This window comes from Planococcus sp. TJ-301, from assembly GCF_058268475.1.
Window position 1 is genome coordinate 106,658 of record NZ_JBZDOH010000002.1, and the last position, 17,421, is coordinate 124,078.

Below are 17,421 nucleotides of genomic sequence, written 5' to 3' on the forward strand. Positions count from 1 at the left end.
GTGCTTTTTCTGTGGTTTTATTGCCAGGCGGATACGAACACGGTGAAGAACAGCAAGGTGCCGACCACCAGCCAGACGCTTGTTTGTGCATCAAAGCGCTTGTCCAAATTAGTGAGGCCATGCAATTTTTTCGTTAGCAGCCTCAAGCCCACAAACATCAGCATGTAGATGAAAAACGCAGCCCACCGATTGTCCGCAAGCAGCGGATTGATGGCCAGGAAATAAATGCTCAGCAAAACCAATATGGCGATAAGGCTAATGAATGTAGACCTTCTCATGGACCATCCGCCCCTATCCAGCGCGAGCTGTTAATCCGGATTTTTCCCGAGCACCGGAAACGCCTCCAGCACTCGATCGAGTTCATCGATCAAGATCCGCAAATAAGTCTGATCCGATTCGAAATCACACGTCAGTTCGGCGCCGATCCCTGCCGGATAGCACGTTTCAATGTTCCATGAAATCTTGCCGCGAAAATCCATCGCGCCTTCGAGGTAAATATAGCTGTCCAAATTTTTCAATATGGCGGTGCCGCCAAGATTTTCGTTCATCGAGCGCAGCTCGTCGACAAAATCCCGCAGCTCATCCGTGCGCAAATCGGCTTCGAAATGCACCGTATAGCCTGGAATTTCAAGATGGATTGTTGAAGCGATCCAATTGGCATCCCAAAAATCCAAGCTGTCCGGATAATTCCGCTGCAGCACGTCGATCTCCAATTTTGTATTTTCCCCCAAAACATGAAACTTCATTTCATTCACCCCGGTTTTCTTTTTCTAAGTATATCCATTAGTTTACCAATAAAACCTCCACCCGCCTATCCATAGAAATGAAACATTCGCACGACTTTTCAAAAAGCTCGGCCCGCGGCCCCCGTTAACAAGCAGTAATTTTGCTTTAACATGAAGTGAGAAAAATTTAACATGATTAGTCCGAGATTCAACAGGCGATGCCAGGAGTTTAACATGCACTAATCGGAAATTAACAGGCACTAGCAAAAACCACGCTTTTGAATGGACGCGCATCACTCCACACCCTAAGTTCAATTGAAGAAACGGAAAAGCCGTGCACTTCGGCACACGGCTTCTTCTATATAAAAGAGCGCATCCCGACCCGGCAGATTGCAAAGGGAAATAATTGCAGATTTTATTGAGCGAAAGCGTGCCTGTATTTTGACAGCTTCTCTGAAAAGCAGTAGCTTAAAAGCAAACCCTTATGGAGCTTTAGAGCTGCAGCAATGGAGAAATGAAGGGGGCGGCACGTATGCTGAAAATCCTGAGGAATTTAAAAGTCTATAAATGGCTGGTAGGGATGGTGTTTTTACTGGTGTTCATCCAGGCGATGGCGGATCTGTTTTTGCCGACGCTGATGGCGGACATTATTGATAATGGCGTCGTGGTTGGCGATGTGCCGTATATCTGGCAGATTGGCGGCTGGATGCTGGCGGTGTCGGCGTTCGGCGCAGCGGCGTCAGTGGCGGCGAGTTATTTCTCATCCAAAGCTGCAATGGGAATGGGGCGCGATGTGCGGCGGCAAGTGTTCACGCACGTCGAGCAGTTTTCGCTGCAGGAATTTGATGAAGTAGGAACCGCATCGCTCATCACACGGACAACGAACGACATCACGCAGGTGCAGCAAGTGGTCCTGGTGATGCTGCGCATGGTTGTCAGCGCACCGATCATGCTGGTCGGCGGGCTCATCATGGCGATTTCGAAAGATGCCCAGTTATCGCTCGTCATCATCGGCGCAATGCCGGTGTTGGTGGTGTCGATTTTATTCATCCTGAAAAAAGGGATTCCGCTGTTCACGGAAGTTCAGAAGCGGCTCGACCGGCTGAATTTGGTGCTGCGCGAAAACTTGACGGGCATCCGCGTCATCCGGGCGTTTACGCGCGAGCCGCAGGAGCAGGTCAGGCTTGAGAAGGCGAACCGCGAACTGACGGACGTTTCGATCCGTGTCAATAAAATCATGGCGTTCCTGATGCCGGTGATGATGCTGGTCATGAACTTGACGGTTGTCGCGATCATCTGGTTCGGCGGCATCCGCATCAATAGCGGCGCGATGCAGATCGGCGATTTGATGGCATTCATCCAATACGTCATGCTTATCATGTTCGCGCTCGTCATGGCATCGATGATGTTCATCATGGTACCGCGCGCTGCCGTGTCAGCGAATCGCATCAACGAAGTGCTGGCGATGCGCCCGGCGTTCCAGGACCTCGGCACGCAAACCGCTGACCGCGAACGCGGCACGCTCGAGTTCGAACAGGTGACGTTCAGCTACCCGGGAGCGGAAGAGCCGGTGCTGTCGGACATCACGTTTCGTGCGAAAGCAGGCGAGACGACGGCAATCATCGGGGGGACCGGTTCCGGAAAATCGACGCTCATTAATTTGATCCCGCGTTTCTACGAAGTGTCGGCAGGATCGATCCGCGTCAATGGCGTGGACATCCGCGACGCGTCGCAAGACGAAATCCGCTCGAAAATCGGCTTTGTGCCGCAGAAATCGATCTTGTTTTCCGGCTCGGTGACTGACAATATCCGCTTTGGCAAGCAAGATGCGGAACCGTATGAAATCAAGCGCGCTGCGACAATCGCGCAAGCGGACGAATTTATCCAATCGATGGAAGACGGCTATGATACGTACGTTGAGCAAGGAGGATCCAATTTGTCCGGCGGCCAGAAGCAGCGCCTCGCGATTGCGCGTGCGCTGATCCGCAAACCCGACCTGTATATTTTCGACGATAGCTTCTCGGCGCTCGATTTCAAAACCGATTCGAAGTTGCGCGCCGCGCTCGCGAGAGAAACCGGAGAAGCGACTGTGCTGCTAATCGGACAACGTGTCAGTTCGGTGATGGACGCCGACCGCATCATTGTCCTTGAAAAAGGACGGATTGCCGGCATGGGCACTCACGAAGAGCTCATGCGCACGAATAAAGTCTATAAGGAAATCGCCGAGTCCCAGCTGTCAGAGGAGGAAATCGCATGAGCGACATCAAGAAACGGCCTCAGCGCGGCGGGCCAGGCTTCGGGCCGCCCGGTGCGAATATGATGATGGCAGGCGAAAAGCCGAAGAATTTCAAAAGGACGCTCAAGCGGCTGCTTGCTTATTTAAAGCCACGCCGCGCACGCCTGACGGTGGTGTTCGCAGCGGCAATCCTCAGCACGGTGTTTACGATCATCGGTCCGATGATTATGGGGTTGGCGATTACGGAATTATTCGAAGGCGCGTACGGCGAAATCCGCGGCGTGCCGGGAGCGTCGATCGACTTCGACGCGATTGGCCAGCTTTTATTGCTGCTGGCGGGGCTTTACGTTTTCAGCAGCACGTTCATGTATTTGCAGCAATATCTGATGTCGACGGTGGCGCAGGATACGGTCTACGATTTGCGCGAAGACGTCAGCGCAAAGCTCGAACGGCTGCCGCTCAATTATTACGACCAAACGGCGAAAGGCGAAACGCTGAGCCGCGTGACGAACGACATCGATACGATCGGCACGACGCTGCAGCAAAGTTTGACGCTGTTCATCACGTCATTCGTGACGATCATCGGCATCACGGTGATGATGCTGATCATCAGCCCGATATTGACCGCGATTGCGATTTCCAGCCTTTTGCTGTCGGTGTTCGTCATCCGTCCGATCCTCAAGCGCTCGCAGACGCAATTTGCCGACCAGCAGCGCACGCTCGGTGAACTGAACGGCCACATCGAAGAGATGTACACCGGACATCCGGTCGTCAAAGCGTTCGGCCACGAAAAGAAAGCGATCCATAAATTCAATGAAACGAATGAACAATTATACGAAGCCGGGCGCAAAGCCCAGTTTATGTCCGGCATCATCATGCCGCTCATGCAATTTATCGGCAACTTCAGTTATGTGCTGATCAGCGTGACAGGCGGCATCCTGGTGACGCAAGGACGCATTTCAATCGGCGACATCCAGGCGTTCATCACGTATTCGCGGCAGTTCACACAGCCGGTGACGCAGACGGCGAATATCGCGAACATCATCCAGTCGACCGTCGCCGCAGCTGAGCGCGTATTCGAGCTGCTTGATGAACGGGAACAAAGCCAGGAAGCGAAGGATGCTGCATTAGAGCGTGCGAAAGGTGCAGTAGCGTTCGAACATGTCGAATTCGGCTACGGCGGCAATCCTTTGATCGAAGACATGAACATCCGGGTACGGCCGGGGCAAACTGTCGCCATTGTCGGCCCGACCGGCGCAGGCAAAACGACGCTCATCAATTTGTTGATGCGCTTTTACGAATTGGCCGGCGGCCGCATCCTGATTGACGGCATCGACACGCGCGACTTGCCGCGCGGCGAACTGCGCCGCAATTTCGGCATGGTGCTGCAGGATACGTGGCTGTTCAACGGCACGATCAGAGACAATATCGCCTACGGCAAAACCGGTGCGGCAGAAGAAGAAATCGTTGCTGCGGCAACAGCGGCTCACGCCGACCATTTCATCCGCACGCTGCCGGACGGCTATGACACCTTATTGAATGAAGAAGCGTCGAACATTTCGCAAGGACAGAAACAGCTGTTGACGATTGCACGCGCCATCCTGTCCGACCCGCCGATCATGATACTCGATGAAGCAACGTCAAGCGTCGATACGCGGACCGAAGTCCTCATACAAAAGGCGATGAAAGGATTGATGAAAGGCCGCACCAGTTTCGTCATCGCGCATAGGCTGTCGACAATCCGCGAAGCCGATTTGATCCTCGTCATGGACAAAGGCCGCGTCATCGAACAAGGCACGCATAGCGAGCTGCTCGACCGAAACGGCTTCTACGCCGATCTATACAACAGCCAGTTTGCAAAGACTGCGGCGAGCTGAATGGAAGTTCAAGTGCATTATTGGAAAAGCCGTTTGCTTCAGCGAACGGCTCCTTCTATGGAGAGGGCGCATTTCGCTGGGACGAAGTGCATCTGTTTGTGGTTTTACGGAGAAGGCTTGCACGTTAACATGCCCTAATTTGGCGTTAACATGACGAAGCGGTGATTTAACATGGGTTAATAAGAAGTGAACATGAACTATTTGAAGTTTAACCGGCACTAGCGAAAAAAGAGAAAATCCTGGAGCCATCAACATCGGCCCCAGGATTTTCTTAAGTAGAAGAAGAATATTCCCGCTTCAAATACCCGGAATGCCGACAAGGTTGCCGAGGACGAAGCCGGCTGTCACAAAGCCTAGAGCAATCGACAAAAAAGCGAGTACAGAGCGCTCCCGGTCTTTGCGTATAGCAAGCAGGGCCATAACGGCCCCTGTGATAGCGGCGGCCATCGCAACCAGACCAAATGCAGTGAACAACATTTCAGAACGAATGACATCGAACAATTCAGCAAAAAAATAAAGAGCTAAAAATTCCAGCAACGCCAAAGCTGCGAGCATCGTGCCAATCCGGCCGCGCAGCGTCGTCGGCAGAAAATGGGTTTTCATGCCTTGCACCTCCCAAAGAATTTACTCCGAAAAGATCTGGTCTTCTTTTATCTGTCCTTCCAAGCCTTTGGCCATCCGCGCGATGATAAACAGCAGCAGCGCTAGGCTGGCGAGCAGTACGATGAGGTTCGGAATGCTTTTCGTGTAGAGGTCGTTGATGCTTGTCACCATCAGCCATTGCGGAAAAGACGGATTGACAAAGCTTTGGTAGACGGCGACGGTGTTGTTGACGATGTGCAGCAAAATAGGCAAGAGCAGATTGCCGGTCTTCAAATACAAGAGCGACGCGACCACCGCGAACAGGAACGCACCGAAAAAGTCGATATGGAACATGCCAAAAATGGCACTCGATAATCCGAGCCCGTTCCAGAAGCCGAATTTCGAGATCAACCGGTTCAGAATGAGCCCGCGGAATACGAACTCTTCTGCAATCGGCCCGATAACTGCGACAATAAAACCGGTAGCGAACAAATACCATAATGCGTCGGGAAGGGGCTGGGGTGTAAGCACGAAATCGACCGCGGCTGGGGCGATCGGCATGAGCGCCCGCAAGAGCAGCCAAATCATGCCAATGGAAAACGCCAATGACAAAGCGGTAAGCCCGAAGACCGGCAGCAGCCAGCGCGCGGTGCCGCGGAAGAACACGACTTGGCGCAGTTTCACGCCGCGTTTTTTGAAATGGTAGCTGAAAAACCATACCGGCACGACGACGTAAAACACCAGCTGCAGCGCGACGTCGATAATGAGCGGGTTTTGTGTGACCTGCAGCAGGATAAAAATCGATGCGATCGACGCGCCAAACATCCAGCCGAATAAATGCCGTGATTTCATTTCCTCGAACATCCGCAGCACCGCCTTTCGTTTTAGACTAGAGCGTATTGGATCTTTCCTCCATGATAACCTAAATTACAAGTTCAAACTATTCAGAAAACTGTTAAACTAAGAAGAAAGGGGGTGCCGGAATGGAAAAAAAGATGAGAGCCATCATTTTATTTTTATTCGTCCTAATCCTGTCCGCCTGCCAAGACGAGGCGCAGCCCGCGCCGGAAGCGGAGCCGGAAGAAGAAGCGGCAAAGGTGTCGGAAGAGCAGATCGCTGCAGAAGCGCGTCTCACAGAATTTATCGAGCTGTGGCAGCAGAAGGATTTTGCAGGGATGTACGATTCGTATTTGAATGAAGGCACGAAAGGGGCATTCGGCAAAGAGCTTTTTGTTGATTGGCAGCAAAAGCTCCATAGCGATCTTGCCATCCAGAACCTTGCCGTGAAAGTTAGCGAGCCGGCGGCAGACGCCGAGTGGAGCCGCGACCTGCCGGCTGATTTTAAGCTGGAATTGGCGATGGACAGCGCAGGCGGGCCGATCGAGTTCACGAAAACGATGAGCTTGCTGTATGAAAACAGCGATTGGTTTGTTGAATGGGACCCGTCGTTCATTTTGCCGGGGCTCGAGCGTGGCGACACGGTCTCGGCAGTGAAAGACCTTGCGCCGCGGGCTGACATTGTCGACCGCAACGGCAAAAGCATCGCCATCAACGCGGTTAGCTATGAAGTCGGAGTCATCCCAGAGAAATTTGATGAAAAGCGCATTGCCGACGTCGCCGCGCTTCTCGATATCACGCCAGCGGAAATTAACGACAAGCTGGGCCAAAGCTGGGTGCAGCCGAATTTCTATGTACCGCTTGCTCATATACGCGAAGACCAGGCTGTGCTTGACCAGCTGTTCGCCATCCCAGGCACAGTGCGAAATGAGATGACCTTGCGCAGTTATCCGTATGGCGAGCAGCTGTCTCACATCTCAGGCTTTGTCGGGCCAATTACGGCCGAGCAATTGGCGGAACGGCAAGGCACAGGCTACGAGACGGATGACGTCATCGGCCGCCGCGGCTTGGAGGAAAGCTTCGAAGCGGAATTGCGCGGCGTCACGGCTGGACGCATCTTGATCCAAAAAGCGAATAGCGGCGAAACCGTCACCGCGTCAGAACGGGAAGCGGCGCAAGGCGAAGCGCTAAAACTGAGCATCGATGCCGAGCTGCAAAAGCGCATTTACAACGCGATGGACGGCAAACCAGGCGCAGCCGCAGCAATCGATCCGAAAACCGGCGAAGTGTTAGCGCTCGTCAGCTCTCCAGGCTACGATCCGAACTTATTCATCCCAAACATCGCCCAGAGCCGCTACCGGGAGCTCGCGAATGATCCGGGCCTGGTGTTCTTCAACCGCTTCGCAGCAGCCTATACGCCAGGCGCGGCATTAAATCCGCTTCTCGCTGCAGCCGGATTAGAAGCAGGAACCGTAAAGCCTGATGCGACGAATAAAACCTTAGAGGCCACCGCCAATAATCTGTACAACTCGCAATTGAAGGCGCAAGGGAGCAAGGCATTCGCAAAACGCTTAGCAGATTTCGGTTTCGGCGAAGCGATGCCGTTCACCATCGAACTGACGCCGTCGACGCTGTCCTTAAACGGTGCGCCGGGTTCTGCAGGCCAGGTGCAGGCGAACATTCTGCATCTCGCAGCCTTGTATTCAGCGTTTCAAAACGGCGGCTCCGTATATGAGCCGACACTCCTTGCAGGTGAAACGCCGAAAGTCTGGATAGACAATGTCATCAGCGAAGCGAACATCGAGCCGCTCCAAGCCGCAATGCGCGAATCGCTCGACGGCTTTACCGGGTCGCTCAGCCTCATCAAAGCGCAAGGCAACGAAAACGGCCTTTTCATCGGCTATCCGACAGAAAAACCGCCATACGTCCTCGCGCTGCTGATTGAAGACGTCGAAAGTGAAGATTATTTAGCGGAGAAAGTAGAGGAAGTTTTTAAACGGTAATTTGGGCTTTTAATCGCATGCCTATAGGGCGCGCTTCTTTTGTGCAAATAGAGTTTCCAATGCGTGAAAGCGTATTTCTCCGCTAATGGGGTGTATGACCATCATTGCAGAGCATATTTTTTCATTGTCAGAGCGTATTTCCTATGCAATGGGGCGTATTCTGAACACACGTGAAATCACACGCCTACAAACCACATAATGCCAAAACAAAAACCCGCTCTAGGCACAAAATGCCGAAAGCGGGTTTGCTGTAAACCTATTCTTTCTCCGTCAGGAACGTGATCACGGCGAACAATAGGAACGCCAGCAGCAGCAAGCTTCCGCCAACGATGAACAGAACCAGCACGAGCGTATCGCTCATGTTGAACGGATTCAAATTATACATCCACATTCCGGCGGTCAGGCCGACTGCACCGACCATCGCGAGTATGCTGTGGAATGCGACAAGTTTTTTGTATTTAATCGTGTAGACGCGGTAGAAAATGCCCCAGGCGAAAACCGACAGCCAGCCGACCAATAAAATATGCGCGTGGATCGGGCGTAACGCGTAATCCATCTGCCCAGCCATATGTGATCCAAGATAAGTGCCCAGGAAGCCGAAGATGGCTGAGAACTGGATCAAACGTAAACTCCAAACTTTTTCCATAAACTAAATCCTCCAATTATCCTTTTAAGGGTGTCTGCGGCAAACGCAGCGTGAATAAGCTGCCTTCACCGAGTGTGCTTTCGGCTTCGATTGTGCCGTGGTGCAGTTCGGCAATCTGTTGGACGATCGATAAGCCGAGTCCGGTGCCGTCTTTCTTGCGTGCGGCATCTCCCCGGTAAAAGCGGTCGAACAGCTGCGGAAGGGAGTCTTGTGAAATCCCAACGCCCGTATCTTTGAACGACACTACAACTTCAGAATCGTCCGGTTGCAACGAAATTTCGATGCTGCCGCCGGGTTTATTGTACTTAATGGCATTGGTCAATAAATTATCCCAGACGTTTTCCAGCAATTCGGGATCGCCGTGGAAACGGGTTGGGGAGAGATGATAAGACAGGTTGATGTCTTGTTCCTCAAGGCGCCACCGGTATTTCTGGACGGCGCTCTTCAATTGTTCGTCGAGCCCGAATTCTTTCATTTTCAAGGGATACGCGCCTTGGTCAAGCGAAGTCAGCAGCAGCAATTGCCGGGTCAGACTCGACAGCCGCTTCGCTTCCTGGTCGATGATCGATGTATACGACAGACGATCAGCGTCCGGCAAGTCCGACGACTTCAAGAGATCAGCGTAACCTTGGATGTTCATGAGCGGCGACTGGAAATCGTGCGAAACATTGCTGATGAACGATTTGCGCGCCAGGTCGTTGTGCTTGAGCTGGTTCTGCATCAAGTTGAAACTTTCCGACAGCTGGCCGATTTCGTCGTTGCGCCGGATGTCTAAAGGAAAGCTATAATTTTCCCGCGCAATGTGTTTGGTCGCTTCTGTCAACTGGACGATTGGGCGCGTCAATTGGCGCGCCATCCAAATCATGCCGATGATGCTGACCAGCGCAATTGCCGCAACAAAGCCGATCAGCACCGAGTGGATATCGGTCGACACGAGCTTCGTATCGGGGCGGATGAACAAGCCGTACTGTTCACCGGCGAGTTCGAAGGGGACGCCGACCGTATTATGCAATTCATTGGTGAAATGGCCGATCATGAAGATCTGGTCCGTTAAACGATCCAAACCGGTGTAGACGGACCTTTCCGTCAGAACACGGTGCGCTTCATCCGGAAACGCCGTGTCATCGAACGGTTCACCGAAGAACGTCTTGGTGCCGGTGCTGTCGACAAGTGCAATCTGGTAGCCGAGTTTTGCGACGGCTTCCAGATAGCTGTCGAAGCCTGCTTCTGAATACGGCACCAATTTGAGCGTGTCAACGATTTCTTCAGCAATGGCGACGTTCTGTTTGATGGTCTCGTCTTTCGTAACCGTCAAATAAAAGAAATTGGCGATCGTGAAGCCGACGAGGATGCTAATGGCTAGGATGAACAACGTTGCGACAGTGAATTGCCGGTACAAGGTCTTCATTTCGGCACCTCGAGCTTATAGCCGATGCCTCGCAGCGTATGGATTTCGACGGTTGCGCCGTAGCGTTTCAGGCGGTCGCGGATACGGTTGATATGGGTGTTGAGCGTCATTTCATTGCCTTCGTGCTCTTCGCCCCAGACGTAATCCATGAGCAGGCTGCGCGGTGTTGCCTGATTGGCACGCGACACCAGAAGCGACAGCAATTCGAATTCCTTCAGCGGCAAAATCAGGATTTCATTGCCAATCGCCACTTCGAAATTGCGGCGGTTGATCGACAAATTGCCAGCCTGCAGGTGTTCCTGGACCGACCGCTCGGAGCGCCGCAGCACCACTTTGACCCGGAACAATAATTCCTTCGGCTCGAATGGCTTGACCACATAATCCTCGGTGCCTGACAAGAAGCCTTTTTCCTTGTCTTCCAGCTGGTCTTTGGCGGTCAACAGAATCACTGGGATGCCGAGGTCGCGCGTCAGGACGCGGGTCAGCTCAAAGCCGTCCATGCCCGGCATCATGACGTCGACGATAGCGAGATCGACCGTTTCCTCCTCGAGCAGCAAAAGCGAAGCATCCGCGTCGCTTGCCCGCAGCACCTTATAGCCTTCATTGCCCAGATGAATCGCCACCAATTGCTGGATATACAGATCATCGTCCACGACGAGAATTTTCATGCGTTTTCCTCCCCATCAAAAGGAAGCCCTGAATTGCGGCTTCCGGTTATCCTTAGTATGCAGGGTTTACTGGTCTTTTTCAAAAAACAATATCAACGCCGGCAGCAGCAAGCCGCGCACCAGGAACGTGTCGATCAGGATGCCGATTGACACCATAAAGCCGAAGATGAACAAATCGGCGATTGGCATCGTCGTCAGCGCTGCAAACGTCGCTGCGAGGATGATGCCGGCGCTTGAAATCACGCCGCCGGTGTTGCGGATGGCGATTTCAAGCGCATCTTTGACCCGGCGCGTTTTCCGTTCTTCGATAAAGCGCGACACCAAGATGATGTTGTAATCGATGCCCAGCGCGACCAGGAAGATGAACGCGTAAACCGGCACGCGGGTACTGATTGCCTCAAAGCCGAACAATACATCGACCAAGAAAATTCCGAGGCCAAGCGCAGACAAATAAGAGAATAAAATTGTTGCCATCATATAAAACGGCATTTTCCACGAACGTGTCAGCACGAACAGCAGCACGAGAATCAATAAAGTCTCAAGTGCCACAATCTTGTAGATGTCGCTGTTGTTGACGGCGCGTTCGTCGACAAGCTTCGGCGTGACGCCGCCAAAATGTGCGTCTCCATCAATGGCCGCGGCTTGGAACAGCGTTCCGCTGTCGGCGCGCAAGTCTTCCATGAAGTCGAGTGCTTCCACCGAATACGGATTGAGCGACAGCGCGATGCTGTATTTCACCGCTTCGCCGTTTTCGGTTTGGCCAGACAGGCGTGCGGAAGCGATTTTCTCATATGCGCTCAGCTCTTCAGCAATTGCCGCTGCCGCTTCTTGCGAAATTGGTTCATCACTTTCGACGAGCAAGGTGGAAGGGGCAAGTTCGCCTTTATCAAATTTCTCTTCGACGATTTCATAGCCGACGCGGGAAGGCAAATCTTCCGGGAATGATTTCACTGTATCGAATTCAAATTCCAAGTTGATGATGTTGATGGCCGAAACGAGCAACAGAATCGTAACAAGGCCACCCGACAACAACGGCTTGTTGACGACGAATTTTGCTACCGGGCCCCAGATGCCGTGTTTCATTTCTTTTGCCTCACCGTATTTCGGTACTTTCGGCCAAAACGCTTTGCGGCCGAAAAGGGTGAACAACGCGGGGATCAGCGTAATAGACGCAATCATGATGACGAAAACAGCTGTGCCGAAAATCGGTGCGAAATTCGAGTAGTCACGGAAATCTGCAAAGAACAGCACGAGCATTGCAGCCAGCACGGTGCCGCCAGCGAAAAATACCGGTTCGCCGGTAGCACGCATGGCATATTTCATCGCTTCAAATTTGCTTTCGTAATGGTTCAGTTCCTCGCGGAAACGGGAGAATACGAACAACGAATAATCAATAACCGCCGCAAACAGCAAGATGCTCATAATCGACGTCGTCTGGCTCGTCAGCTCCAGTCCGCCAGCACCCATGAACGCGAGCGTCTGGTTAACGACCTGGTAGACGATGATCGTTGCGAGCAGCGGAATAATAGCAAGCAGCGGCGAGCGGTAGATGACAATCAGCAGCACCAAAATGATCAGCACGGTTGCGATCAACAGTACAAAATCCGCTTGCTCGAATAATTTGACAGTGTCTCCGGCAATACCTGCGGGACCGGTGATGTAGAATTCCATGGCGTCGAAATCAGCGGCGATGTCCCGTCCGATTTCCGACGCTTCATCGTTGATTTCCGCGAAATCGGCACTGCCGAGCCCCGCTTGGAGCGCCATCGGCACAATCATCGTCGTGCCGTCTTCTGAATAAAAGCCTTTCAAGGCAGGTGGGGGCAATTGACTGATGTCGACGATCGACTCGACGCCATCAAGCTCAGCTGCCGTGATGCCGGCCAAGATTTCTTTGACAGCCTCTAGGCTAACATCGCCTTCCGGGTTATGGAAGACGAGGATGCCCGGCGTCCCTTGGTCGTTCGGAAAATATTCCTTCAGTTTGTTGTCCGCAATGATCGACTGGGCATCATCGGGCAGCGACTGGAAGTTCGCTACTTTATAATCGTTTAAAGTCGGGCCCATGCTAAGGGCGATCATCCCTACGAACCAGACGATAATCGTAATCCACATGCCCCGTTTGGTGGATACCCAATCCGTGATCGGGTTTAAGAATTTGTTCATACGTGACACTCCTTTTTCTATACTGCTATCGAAATCATCATAGCGGACGAATATAAATTGAATATCAATTTTCGGTGGCGGAGATATGAACAGTTTTGTGGCTCAAATTGCGTCTCGAGCGCATTTCGGAGCTAATGGGGCGTATTACAGCTTTTGCCGAGCGTATTTCGACCCATATCGAGCGTATTTCACACGCAATGGAGCGTATTCGTCAGCGCGTGCCTAAAAGACGCGCTTGTTTAGGTAAATAAGCTTTTCCGCTCCCAAAAGCTTATTTCAAATGCAACAAACTGCTATAATGCAAAGTAAATAGAATATTCAGCCAGAAGGAATGTGAGTTTATTGTAAAGGGGATGTTCGGATGAAGTTGGGAGAAGTTTTGTTTGTGGTGCTGGATGAGTATGCGGATTGGGAGGCGGCTTCGCTTGCAGCGGCGTTAAATGAAAAGCCGGAGCAGGGCGAGCAGCGCTATTGCGTGAAGACAGTGTCGCTCAGCAAGGAACCGGTGCGTTCAATCGGCGGTTTCCGCACTGTGCCGGATTATGCGTTGGAGGAAGTCGGCGATGATTTTGCCGGTGTCGTGTTGATCGGCGGCAATTCGTGGCGCAAAGAGGAAAGCCAGGCGGTGATGGGGCTTGTGCAAAAAGCGCTCGATGCCAATAAAGTCGTTGGTGCGATTTGCGACGCGTCTGTTTTTCTAGGCATGAACGGCGTATTGAACGATGTCCGGCATACAAGCAACCAGTTGGCGGAGCTGAAGGAGGCGTCCGCTGAAAATTATACCGGCGAGGCAGATTACGCGGAGCAGCAGGCGGTGCGCGACGGCAAGATCATCACGGCGAATGGGTCAGCGTTCCTGGAGTTCGGTAAAGAAATGATGGAGGCGCTTCAGTCAGCGCCGCAAGCAGAGATTGATGAATGGTACGAGTTTTACAAGAGCGGCTATCATGAATTTATGAAAAAACGTTAAAGAAAAAAACCGCAGTCCGGGGACTGCGGTTTTTGTTCGGACATTTTAATTAAAATGGCAGCGGTGCTGGTCCTCTTTTTTTACATAGAAATCATACTGAACTTTGCTTGCGGAAGAGTTCCTAACCAAAGGGATGTCGCTTTGTCCGGTAGAGCCGAAGCTAGTGTCATTCATCTTCCGCACAACGTCGTATGAAATTTTTTGTGCTTCGAACCTTCTGACAGCCCGGTTGTACATTTCATGGCCGAATGCCGTGTGGACCAAATATTTCTTTTCGAGAAATAAAAAACGGAATAATCCCATACTGGACCCAGCCCCTTTCTAAAATTATCTCCTGCGTAGCTCATCAGCAATTTCTTTCAAAAGAGCATTGCGTTCTTTCCCTTGTTTCAAAAAAGCGAAAATAACATAAATCCCGACGCCGATAAAAACTAAATTGAATAAGATCGTAAGCAAAGGCAATACCATAAAAAAATCTCCAACCATGATCCAACCCCCTTTTCTTATAGTACGGAACAGCGGCGCAAACGTTTCAAAACAATGTTTACGGCTCCTGCCGGGTAAGCGTATCCGTCAGGAAATCAAAGTGGTAGGACTCGGAAACAAAACTTTCCCCGGCTTCGTTTCGGTGCATCACATGGATGGCCACCTGCTCATCGCCAGTCCAAACGACATCAAAATAATCGATCTCCTGCATCCGGATATCGGTTATTTCTTTATACTTTTCGAGCAAGCTGCCGTATTCCCCGTAATGAATGCGCAGTGAATGGAATCCCTGGCTTTCGCTATCTTGATGCAAGGGGTTTCCAGGGCCGCCATCATCGTACATCTCCATGATTTCGATAATGTTGACTTGGCCGGGAGACGCGCTTGTGCGAATCGAAAAACTGCCGGTAATCTCCGGCTTTTCGGTGAACTCGTATACCCGGTTGCCAATGAAAAGAAGCCCTGCAAACAGCAGCAGAATGATGCCCAATACTTTAATCAAACGCCACACCACCTTTGGAACTTATTTCCTTATGAAACTTATTTTAAGTAAATAGGTTGCTTCGGAATGGAAGAGGCGAGCCGGGGAATTATTCGACAGAAGCCAGGAAGAGGTGGAATGATGGAAAGTTACTTGTTATTTATCATAATCGGAGTTATTTTTCTCTTCGTTATGACCAGCCCTTATTTCAACTGGCAAGCGAAAAGTTTGGCCGTCATTTATTATGCCTTCGTCACATTTTTGTTCATCGGCATCACCCGGCGCATCAATGCCAAATACGCCGGCATCATCCCTGTTCCTGATGCCTACTGGGATGAAAACTCAGCGTGGGCATACACCGCATCGAATCTGCTGCTGGTGCCATTCATCGGCATTTTGATTTTCATCTATTATAAGTGGTTTACTCATGTCCAGACCCTTTGGGCAAAAATCCTGCTAGCGATCAGTTTGTTGCCGGCAGCTTTACTTGTTTTCATCTTTTATTTCTTCTTCAACCTGGGATACGGTTACCGGCCATAATTGCATGATCCAAATCCTGTAAAAAGATTCCCTTTTTTGAAACATTTAGACAAATCATCCGTATAACTACTATAGGCCACGATCTCATGCACAAAGCAGTACAGAGCAAGAACCGGGGAGTGGCGTATAGGGGGCACGGCAACTATTTGATCAAAGGGGAGTGGAAGCACAATGGAATCATTAGGGATCATTTCAGTCATTATCGCGCTGCTGATTATTGCAGCGATCGCAGGCGTTGGGTATTTCTTTTGGATGAAAATTCGGTACCGCACCGCCAAATCCAATGAAGCATTGATTATCACCGGGCCAAAATTGGGAGACCCGACAAAAGACACGAACATCTTCACCGACGACGAAGGGCGTTCGATGAAAATTATCCGGGGCGGCGGCTACTTGCTGAGACGCTTCCAGACCTCGACGCCTGTCTCTTTGACATCGTTCCAGCTGAAGCTGGCAACGCCGCGCGTCTATACGAACGCCGGCGTGCCGATCGTCGCGGACGCCGTGGCAATGGTGAAAGTGGCGGATACGCTGAACGGCATCGCCAATTACGCCGAGCAGTTCCTGGGCAAAAAGCAGGAAGAGATTGAAACCGAAATCATCGAAGTGCTCGGTTCCAATTTGCGCGCGATCTTATCGAAGATGACCGTTGAAGACATCAACAGCGACCGCGAAAAATTCAATAATGACGTCCAGGATATCGCTCAGAAACAGCTCGACTTGATGGGCTTCAAGATTACGTCTCTCGGCTTGACCGATTTGCGTGATGCTGATGAAAACAACGGCTACCTCGAGAACCTGGGGCGGCCGCGGATTGCGGAAGTGCGCAAGCTGGCTGAAATCGCCGAAGCGAACACTGAGCGCGAAACCCGGATTCACCGTGCGCAGACCGATCAGGAAGCGAAAGAAGAAGAGTACAAGCGCCAGATTTCCACTGCGCAATCGAGAAAAGAAAAAGACTTGAAAGACGCCGCCTTTATGGAAGAAACCGAGCGCGCGCGTGCGAAGTCCGAGCAGTCGTACGAACTGGAAAAAGCCAAGCTTGCGATGGAAATCCAGGATGAAGAATTGAACCTGCAATTCATGGCACGGGAACGCGCCGTAAAACTCGAAGAAGAAGAAAGCAAAGTGCGCAAAACGAAAGCCGACGCCACGTATTACGAAACGACGCGTTCCGCGGAAGGGGAAGCCCGCCGTGCCGTCATTGACGGCGAAGCGAAAGCGAAGATCAGACGTGACGAAGGTGCTGCAGAGGCCGAGGTCATCCGCGAGCGAGGGAAAGCGGAAGCTGAATCCCGCAAGCTGCTCGCAGAAGCGATGGAAGAGCATGGCGACGTCATCATCACCGAAAAACTCATCGACATGCTGCCGGTATTTGCGGAGAAAGTCGCGTTGCCACTAAGCAACATTGAGTCCGTGAAAATCATCGATTCCGGCAACGGCCAAGGCATCCCGTCGTTTGGTCGGAGCGTTACGAAAACGATGGTCGACATGCAGGAGCCGCTGAAGGAAATGACCGGCATCGACATCGGCGATTTGCTGAAATCATATGTTAACCGCAACAAGCAGCCGGTTGCACAAGCACCGCTTGCGACAATGCCGGCAGTGCAGGAAGAAACAGAATCGCAAATTGAAGAAGGATCCATCGAAACCTACGAACACCGTTAAGGCATACTAAAACCCGCAACTCCCTTGCAGCGAAAAGCGAAGGGGCGGCGGGTTTTGCTATGCGTCAAAATTTCAATGTTTTGATTAATCGACATGGTTCTATAAAAAGATGGTAACATATCTGTAGA

Annotated in this window: 17 protein-coding genes; 6 read left to right on the forward strand and 11 right to left on the reverse strand. The window is 51.7% G+C overall.

Going from position 1 to position 17,421, the window contains the following annotated elements:
• Positions 1 to 17: 17 nt before the first annotated feature.
• Both AC4EHJ_RS11430 and AC4EHJ_RS11435 read right to left on the reverse strand, forming a co-directional pair.
• Positions 18 to 278 (reverse strand): hypothetical protein, encoded by a 261-nt coding sequence (locus AC4EHJ_RS11430; protein ID WP_490975750.1) that lies wholly within the window; start codon positions 276 to 278, stop codon positions 18 to 20.
• A 30-nt stretch (positions 279 to 308) separates the two neighbouring features.
• Entirely contained in the window at positions 309 to 746 is a 438-nt protein-coding gene (locus AC4EHJ_RS11435) for a WapI family immunity protein (RefSeq protein WP_490975751.1), read from the reverse strand.
• A gap of 511 nt (positions 747 to 1,257) precedes the next feature.
• Between AC4EHJ_RS11435 and AC4EHJ_RS11440 the strand changes: the two genes are divergently transcribed.
• The gene (locus AC4EHJ_RS11440; RefSeq protein ID WP_490975752.1) at positions 1,258 to 2,982 is read left to right on the forward strand and encodes an ABC transporter ATP-binding protein; all 1,725 of its coding nucleotides are present in this window, start codon (positions 1,258 to 1,260) and stop codon (positions 2,980 to 2,982) included.
• The gene (locus AC4EHJ_RS11445) at positions 2,979 to 4,838 is read left to right on the forward strand and encodes an ABC transporter ATP-binding protein (RefSeq protein WP_490975753.1); all 1,860 of its coding nucleotides are present in this window, start codon (positions 2,979 to 2,981) and stop codon (positions 4,836 to 4,838) included. The genes AC4EHJ_RS11440 and AC4EHJ_RS11445 overlap by 4 nt, the downstream gene beginning before the upstream one ends.
• 297 nt (positions 4,839 to 5,135) lie before the next feature.
• On the opposite strand, the gene AC4EHJ_RS11450 is transcribed toward AC4EHJ_RS11445, so the two are convergent.
• The gene (locus AC4EHJ_RS11450) at positions 5,136 to 5,441 is read right to left on the reverse strand and encodes a hypothetical protein (protein WP_490975754.1); all 306 of its coding nucleotides are present in this window, start codon (positions 5,439 to 5,441) and stop codon (positions 5,136 to 5,138) included.
• Positions 5,442 to 5,462: 21 nt separating this feature from the next.
• Positions 5,463 to 6,284 carry a CPBP family intramembrane glutamic endopeptidase gene (locus tag AC4EHJ_RS11455; RefSeq protein WP_490975755.1) on the reverse strand — a complete coding sequence of 274 codons (822 nt, stop codon included), beginning with the start codon at positions 6,282 to 6,284 and terminating at the stop codon, positions 5,463 to 5,465.
• Between the two features lie 119 nt (positions 6,285 to 6,403).
• Here AC4EHJ_RS11455 and AC4EHJ_RS11460 point away from each other — a divergent pair, with 119 nt between their 5' ends.
• Positions 6,404 to 8,260: a penicillin-binding transpeptidase domain-containing protein gene (locus AC4EHJ_RS11460; RefSeq protein WP_490975756.1), complete on the forward strand. Its 1,857-nt coding sequence runs from the start codon at positions 6,404 to 6,406 to the stop codon at positions 8,258 to 8,260.
• A gap of 256 nt (positions 8,261 to 8,516) precedes the next feature.
• Here the strand turns inward: AC4EHJ_RS11460 and AC4EHJ_RS11465 are convergent, their stop codons facing one another.
• The 4 genes from AC4EHJ_RS11465 to AC4EHJ_RS11480 form a co-directional block, all read right to left on the reverse strand.
• A complete protein-coding gene (locus AC4EHJ_RS11465) occupies positions 8,517 to 8,906 on the reverse strand; it encodes a hypothetical protein (RefSeq protein WP_490975757.1) in 390 nt (129 codons plus the stop codon).
• A gap of 16 nt (positions 8,907 to 8,922) precedes the next feature.
• Positions 8,923 to 10,314, reverse strand: coding sequence for a sensor histidine kinase (locus tag AC4EHJ_RS11470; RefSeq protein WP_490975758.1), 1,392 nt, complete (start codon positions 10,312 to 10,314; stop codon positions 8,923 to 8,925).
• On the reverse strand, positions 10,311 to 10,982 hold the full coding sequence (locus AC4EHJ_RS11475; protein ID WP_490975759.1) for a response regulator transcription factor: 672 nt from the start codon (positions 10,980 to 10,982) through the stop codon (positions 10,311 to 10,313). The genes AC4EHJ_RS11470 and AC4EHJ_RS11475 overlap by 4 nt, the downstream gene beginning before the upstream one ends.
• A 66-nt stretch (positions 10,983 to 11,048) precedes the next feature.
• Positions 11,049 to 13,148 carry an MMPL family transporter gene (locus tag AC4EHJ_RS11480; RefSeq protein WP_490975760.1) on the reverse strand — a complete coding sequence of 700 codons (2,100 nt, stop codon included), beginning with the start codon at positions 13,146 to 13,148 and terminating at the stop codon, positions 11,049 to 11,051.
• 361 nt (positions 13,149 to 13,509) lie between these two features.
• On the opposite strand from AC4EHJ_RS11480, the gene AC4EHJ_RS11485 reads away from it, so the two are divergent.
• Complete coding sequence (locus tag AC4EHJ_RS11485) at positions 13,510 to 14,118, forward strand: type 1 glutamine amidotransferase family protein (protein WP_490975761.1); 609 nt, start codon at positions 13,510 to 13,512, stop codon at positions 14,116 to 14,118.
• A 45-nt stretch (positions 14,119 to 14,163) separates the two neighbouring features.
• Here the strand turns inward: AC4EHJ_RS11485 and AC4EHJ_RS11490 are convergent, their stop codons facing one another.
• Genes AC4EHJ_RS11490 through AC4EHJ_RS11500 form a run of 3 tightly spaced genes read right to left on the reverse strand, consistent with a single transcriptional unit; the run spans position 14,164 to position 15,106 of the window.
• Positions 14,164 to 14,421: a hypothetical protein gene (locus AC4EHJ_RS11490; RefSeq protein ID WP_490975762.1), complete on the reverse strand. Its 258-nt coding sequence runs from the start codon at positions 14,419 to 14,421 to the stop codon at positions 14,164 to 14,166.
• Positions 14,422 to 14,445: 24 nt separating this feature from the next.
• The gene (locus tag AC4EHJ_RS11495) at positions 14,446 to 14,604 is read right to left on the reverse strand and encodes a hypothetical protein (protein WP_490975763.1); all 159 of its coding nucleotides are present in this window, start codon (positions 14,602 to 14,604) and stop codon (positions 14,446 to 14,448) included.
• Between the two features lie 58 nt (positions 14,605 to 14,662).
• Positions 14,663 to 15,106, reverse strand: coding sequence for a hypothetical protein (locus AC4EHJ_RS11500; protein ID WP_490975764.1), 444 nt, complete (start codon positions 15,104 to 15,106; stop codon positions 14,663 to 14,665).
• Positions 15,107 to 15,223: 117 nt separating this feature from the next.
• Here AC4EHJ_RS11500 and AC4EHJ_RS11505 point away from each other — a divergent pair, with 117 nt between their 5' ends.
• Both AC4EHJ_RS11505 and AC4EHJ_RS11510 read left to right on the forward strand, forming a co-directional pair.
• On the forward strand, positions 15,224 to 15,625 hold the full coding sequence (locus AC4EHJ_RS11505) for a hypothetical protein (protein WP_490975765.1): 402 nt from the start codon (positions 15,224 to 15,226) through the stop codon (positions 15,623 to 15,625).
• Positions 15,626 to 15,796: 171 nt separating this feature from the next.
• Positions 15,797 to 17,293 carry a flotillin family protein gene (locus tag AC4EHJ_RS11510; RefSeq protein ID WP_490975766.1) on the forward strand — a complete coding sequence of 499 codons (1,497 nt, stop codon included), beginning with the start codon at positions 15,797 to 15,799 and terminating at the stop codon, positions 17,291 to 17,293.
• The last annotated feature ends 128 nt before the right edge of the window (positions 17,294 to 17,421 follow it).

What these genes read in the sequence shown, in the direction of transcription:
- AC4EHJ_RS11430 (WP_490975750.1), bottom strand. Translation starts at nt 278, where the DNA reads ATGAGAAGGTCTACATTCATTAGCCTTATCGCCATATTGGTTTTGCTG.
- AC4EHJ_RS11435 (WP_490975751.1), bottom strand. Translation starts at nt 746, where the DNA reads ATGAAGTTTCATGTTTTGGGGGAAAATACAAAATTGGAGATCGACGTG.
- AC4EHJ_RS11440 (WP_490975752.1), top strand. Translation starts at nt 1,258, where the DNA reads ATGCTGAAAATCCTGAGGAATTTAAAAGTCTATAAATGGCTGGTAGGG.
- AC4EHJ_RS11445 (WP_490975753.1), top strand. Translation starts at nt 2,979, where the DNA reads ATGAGCGACATCAAGAAACGGCCTCAGCGCGGCGGGCCAGGCTTCGGG.
- AC4EHJ_RS11450 (WP_490975754.1), bottom strand. Translation starts at nt 5,441, where the DNA reads ATGAAAACCCATTTTCTGCCGACGACGCTGCGCGGCCGGATTGGCACG.
- AC4EHJ_RS11455 (WP_490975755.1), bottom strand. Translation starts at nt 6,284, where the DNA reads ATGTTCGAGGAAATGAAATCACGGCATTTATTCGGCTGGATGTTTGGC.
- AC4EHJ_RS11460 (WP_490975756.1), top strand. Translation starts at nt 6,404, where the DNA reads ATGGAAAAAAAGATGAGAGCCATCATTTTATTTTTATTCGTCCTAATC.
- AC4EHJ_RS11465 (WP_490975757.1), bottom strand. Translation starts at nt 8,906, where the DNA reads ATGGAAAAAGTTTGGAGTTTACGTTTGATCCAGTTCTCAGCCATCTTC.
- AC4EHJ_RS11470 (WP_490975758.1), bottom strand. Translation starts at nt 10,314, where the DNA reads ATGAAGACCTTGTACCGGCAATTCACTGTCGCAACGTTGTTCATCCTA.
- AC4EHJ_RS11475 (WP_490975759.1), bottom strand. Translation starts at nt 10,982, where the DNA reads ATGAAAATTCTCGTCGTGGACGATGATCTGTATATCCAGCAATTGGTG.
- AC4EHJ_RS11480 (WP_490975760.1), bottom strand. Translation starts at nt 13,148, where the DNA reads ATGAACAAATTCTTAAACCCGATCACGGATTGGGTATCCACCAAACGG.
- AC4EHJ_RS11485 (WP_490975761.1), top strand. Translation starts at nt 13,510, where the DNA reads ATGAAGTTGGGAGAAGTTTTGTTTGTGGTGCTGGATGAGTATGCGGAT.
- AC4EHJ_RS11490 (WP_490975762.1), bottom strand. Translation starts at nt 14,421, where the DNA reads ATGGGATTATTCCGTTTTTTATTTCTCGAAAAGAAATATTTGGTCCAC.
- AC4EHJ_RS11495 (WP_490975763.1), bottom strand. Translation starts at nt 14,604, where the DNA reads ATGGTTGGAGATTTTTTTATGGTATTGCCTTTGCTTACGATCTTATTC.
- AC4EHJ_RS11505 (WP_490975765.1), top strand. Translation starts at nt 15,224, where the DNA reads ATGATGGAAAGTTACTTGTTATTTATCATAATCGGAGTTATTTTTCTC.
- AC4EHJ_RS11510 (WP_490975766.1), top strand. Translation starts at nt 15,797, where the DNA reads ATGGAATCATTAGGGATCATTTCAGTCATTATCGCGCTGCTGATTATT.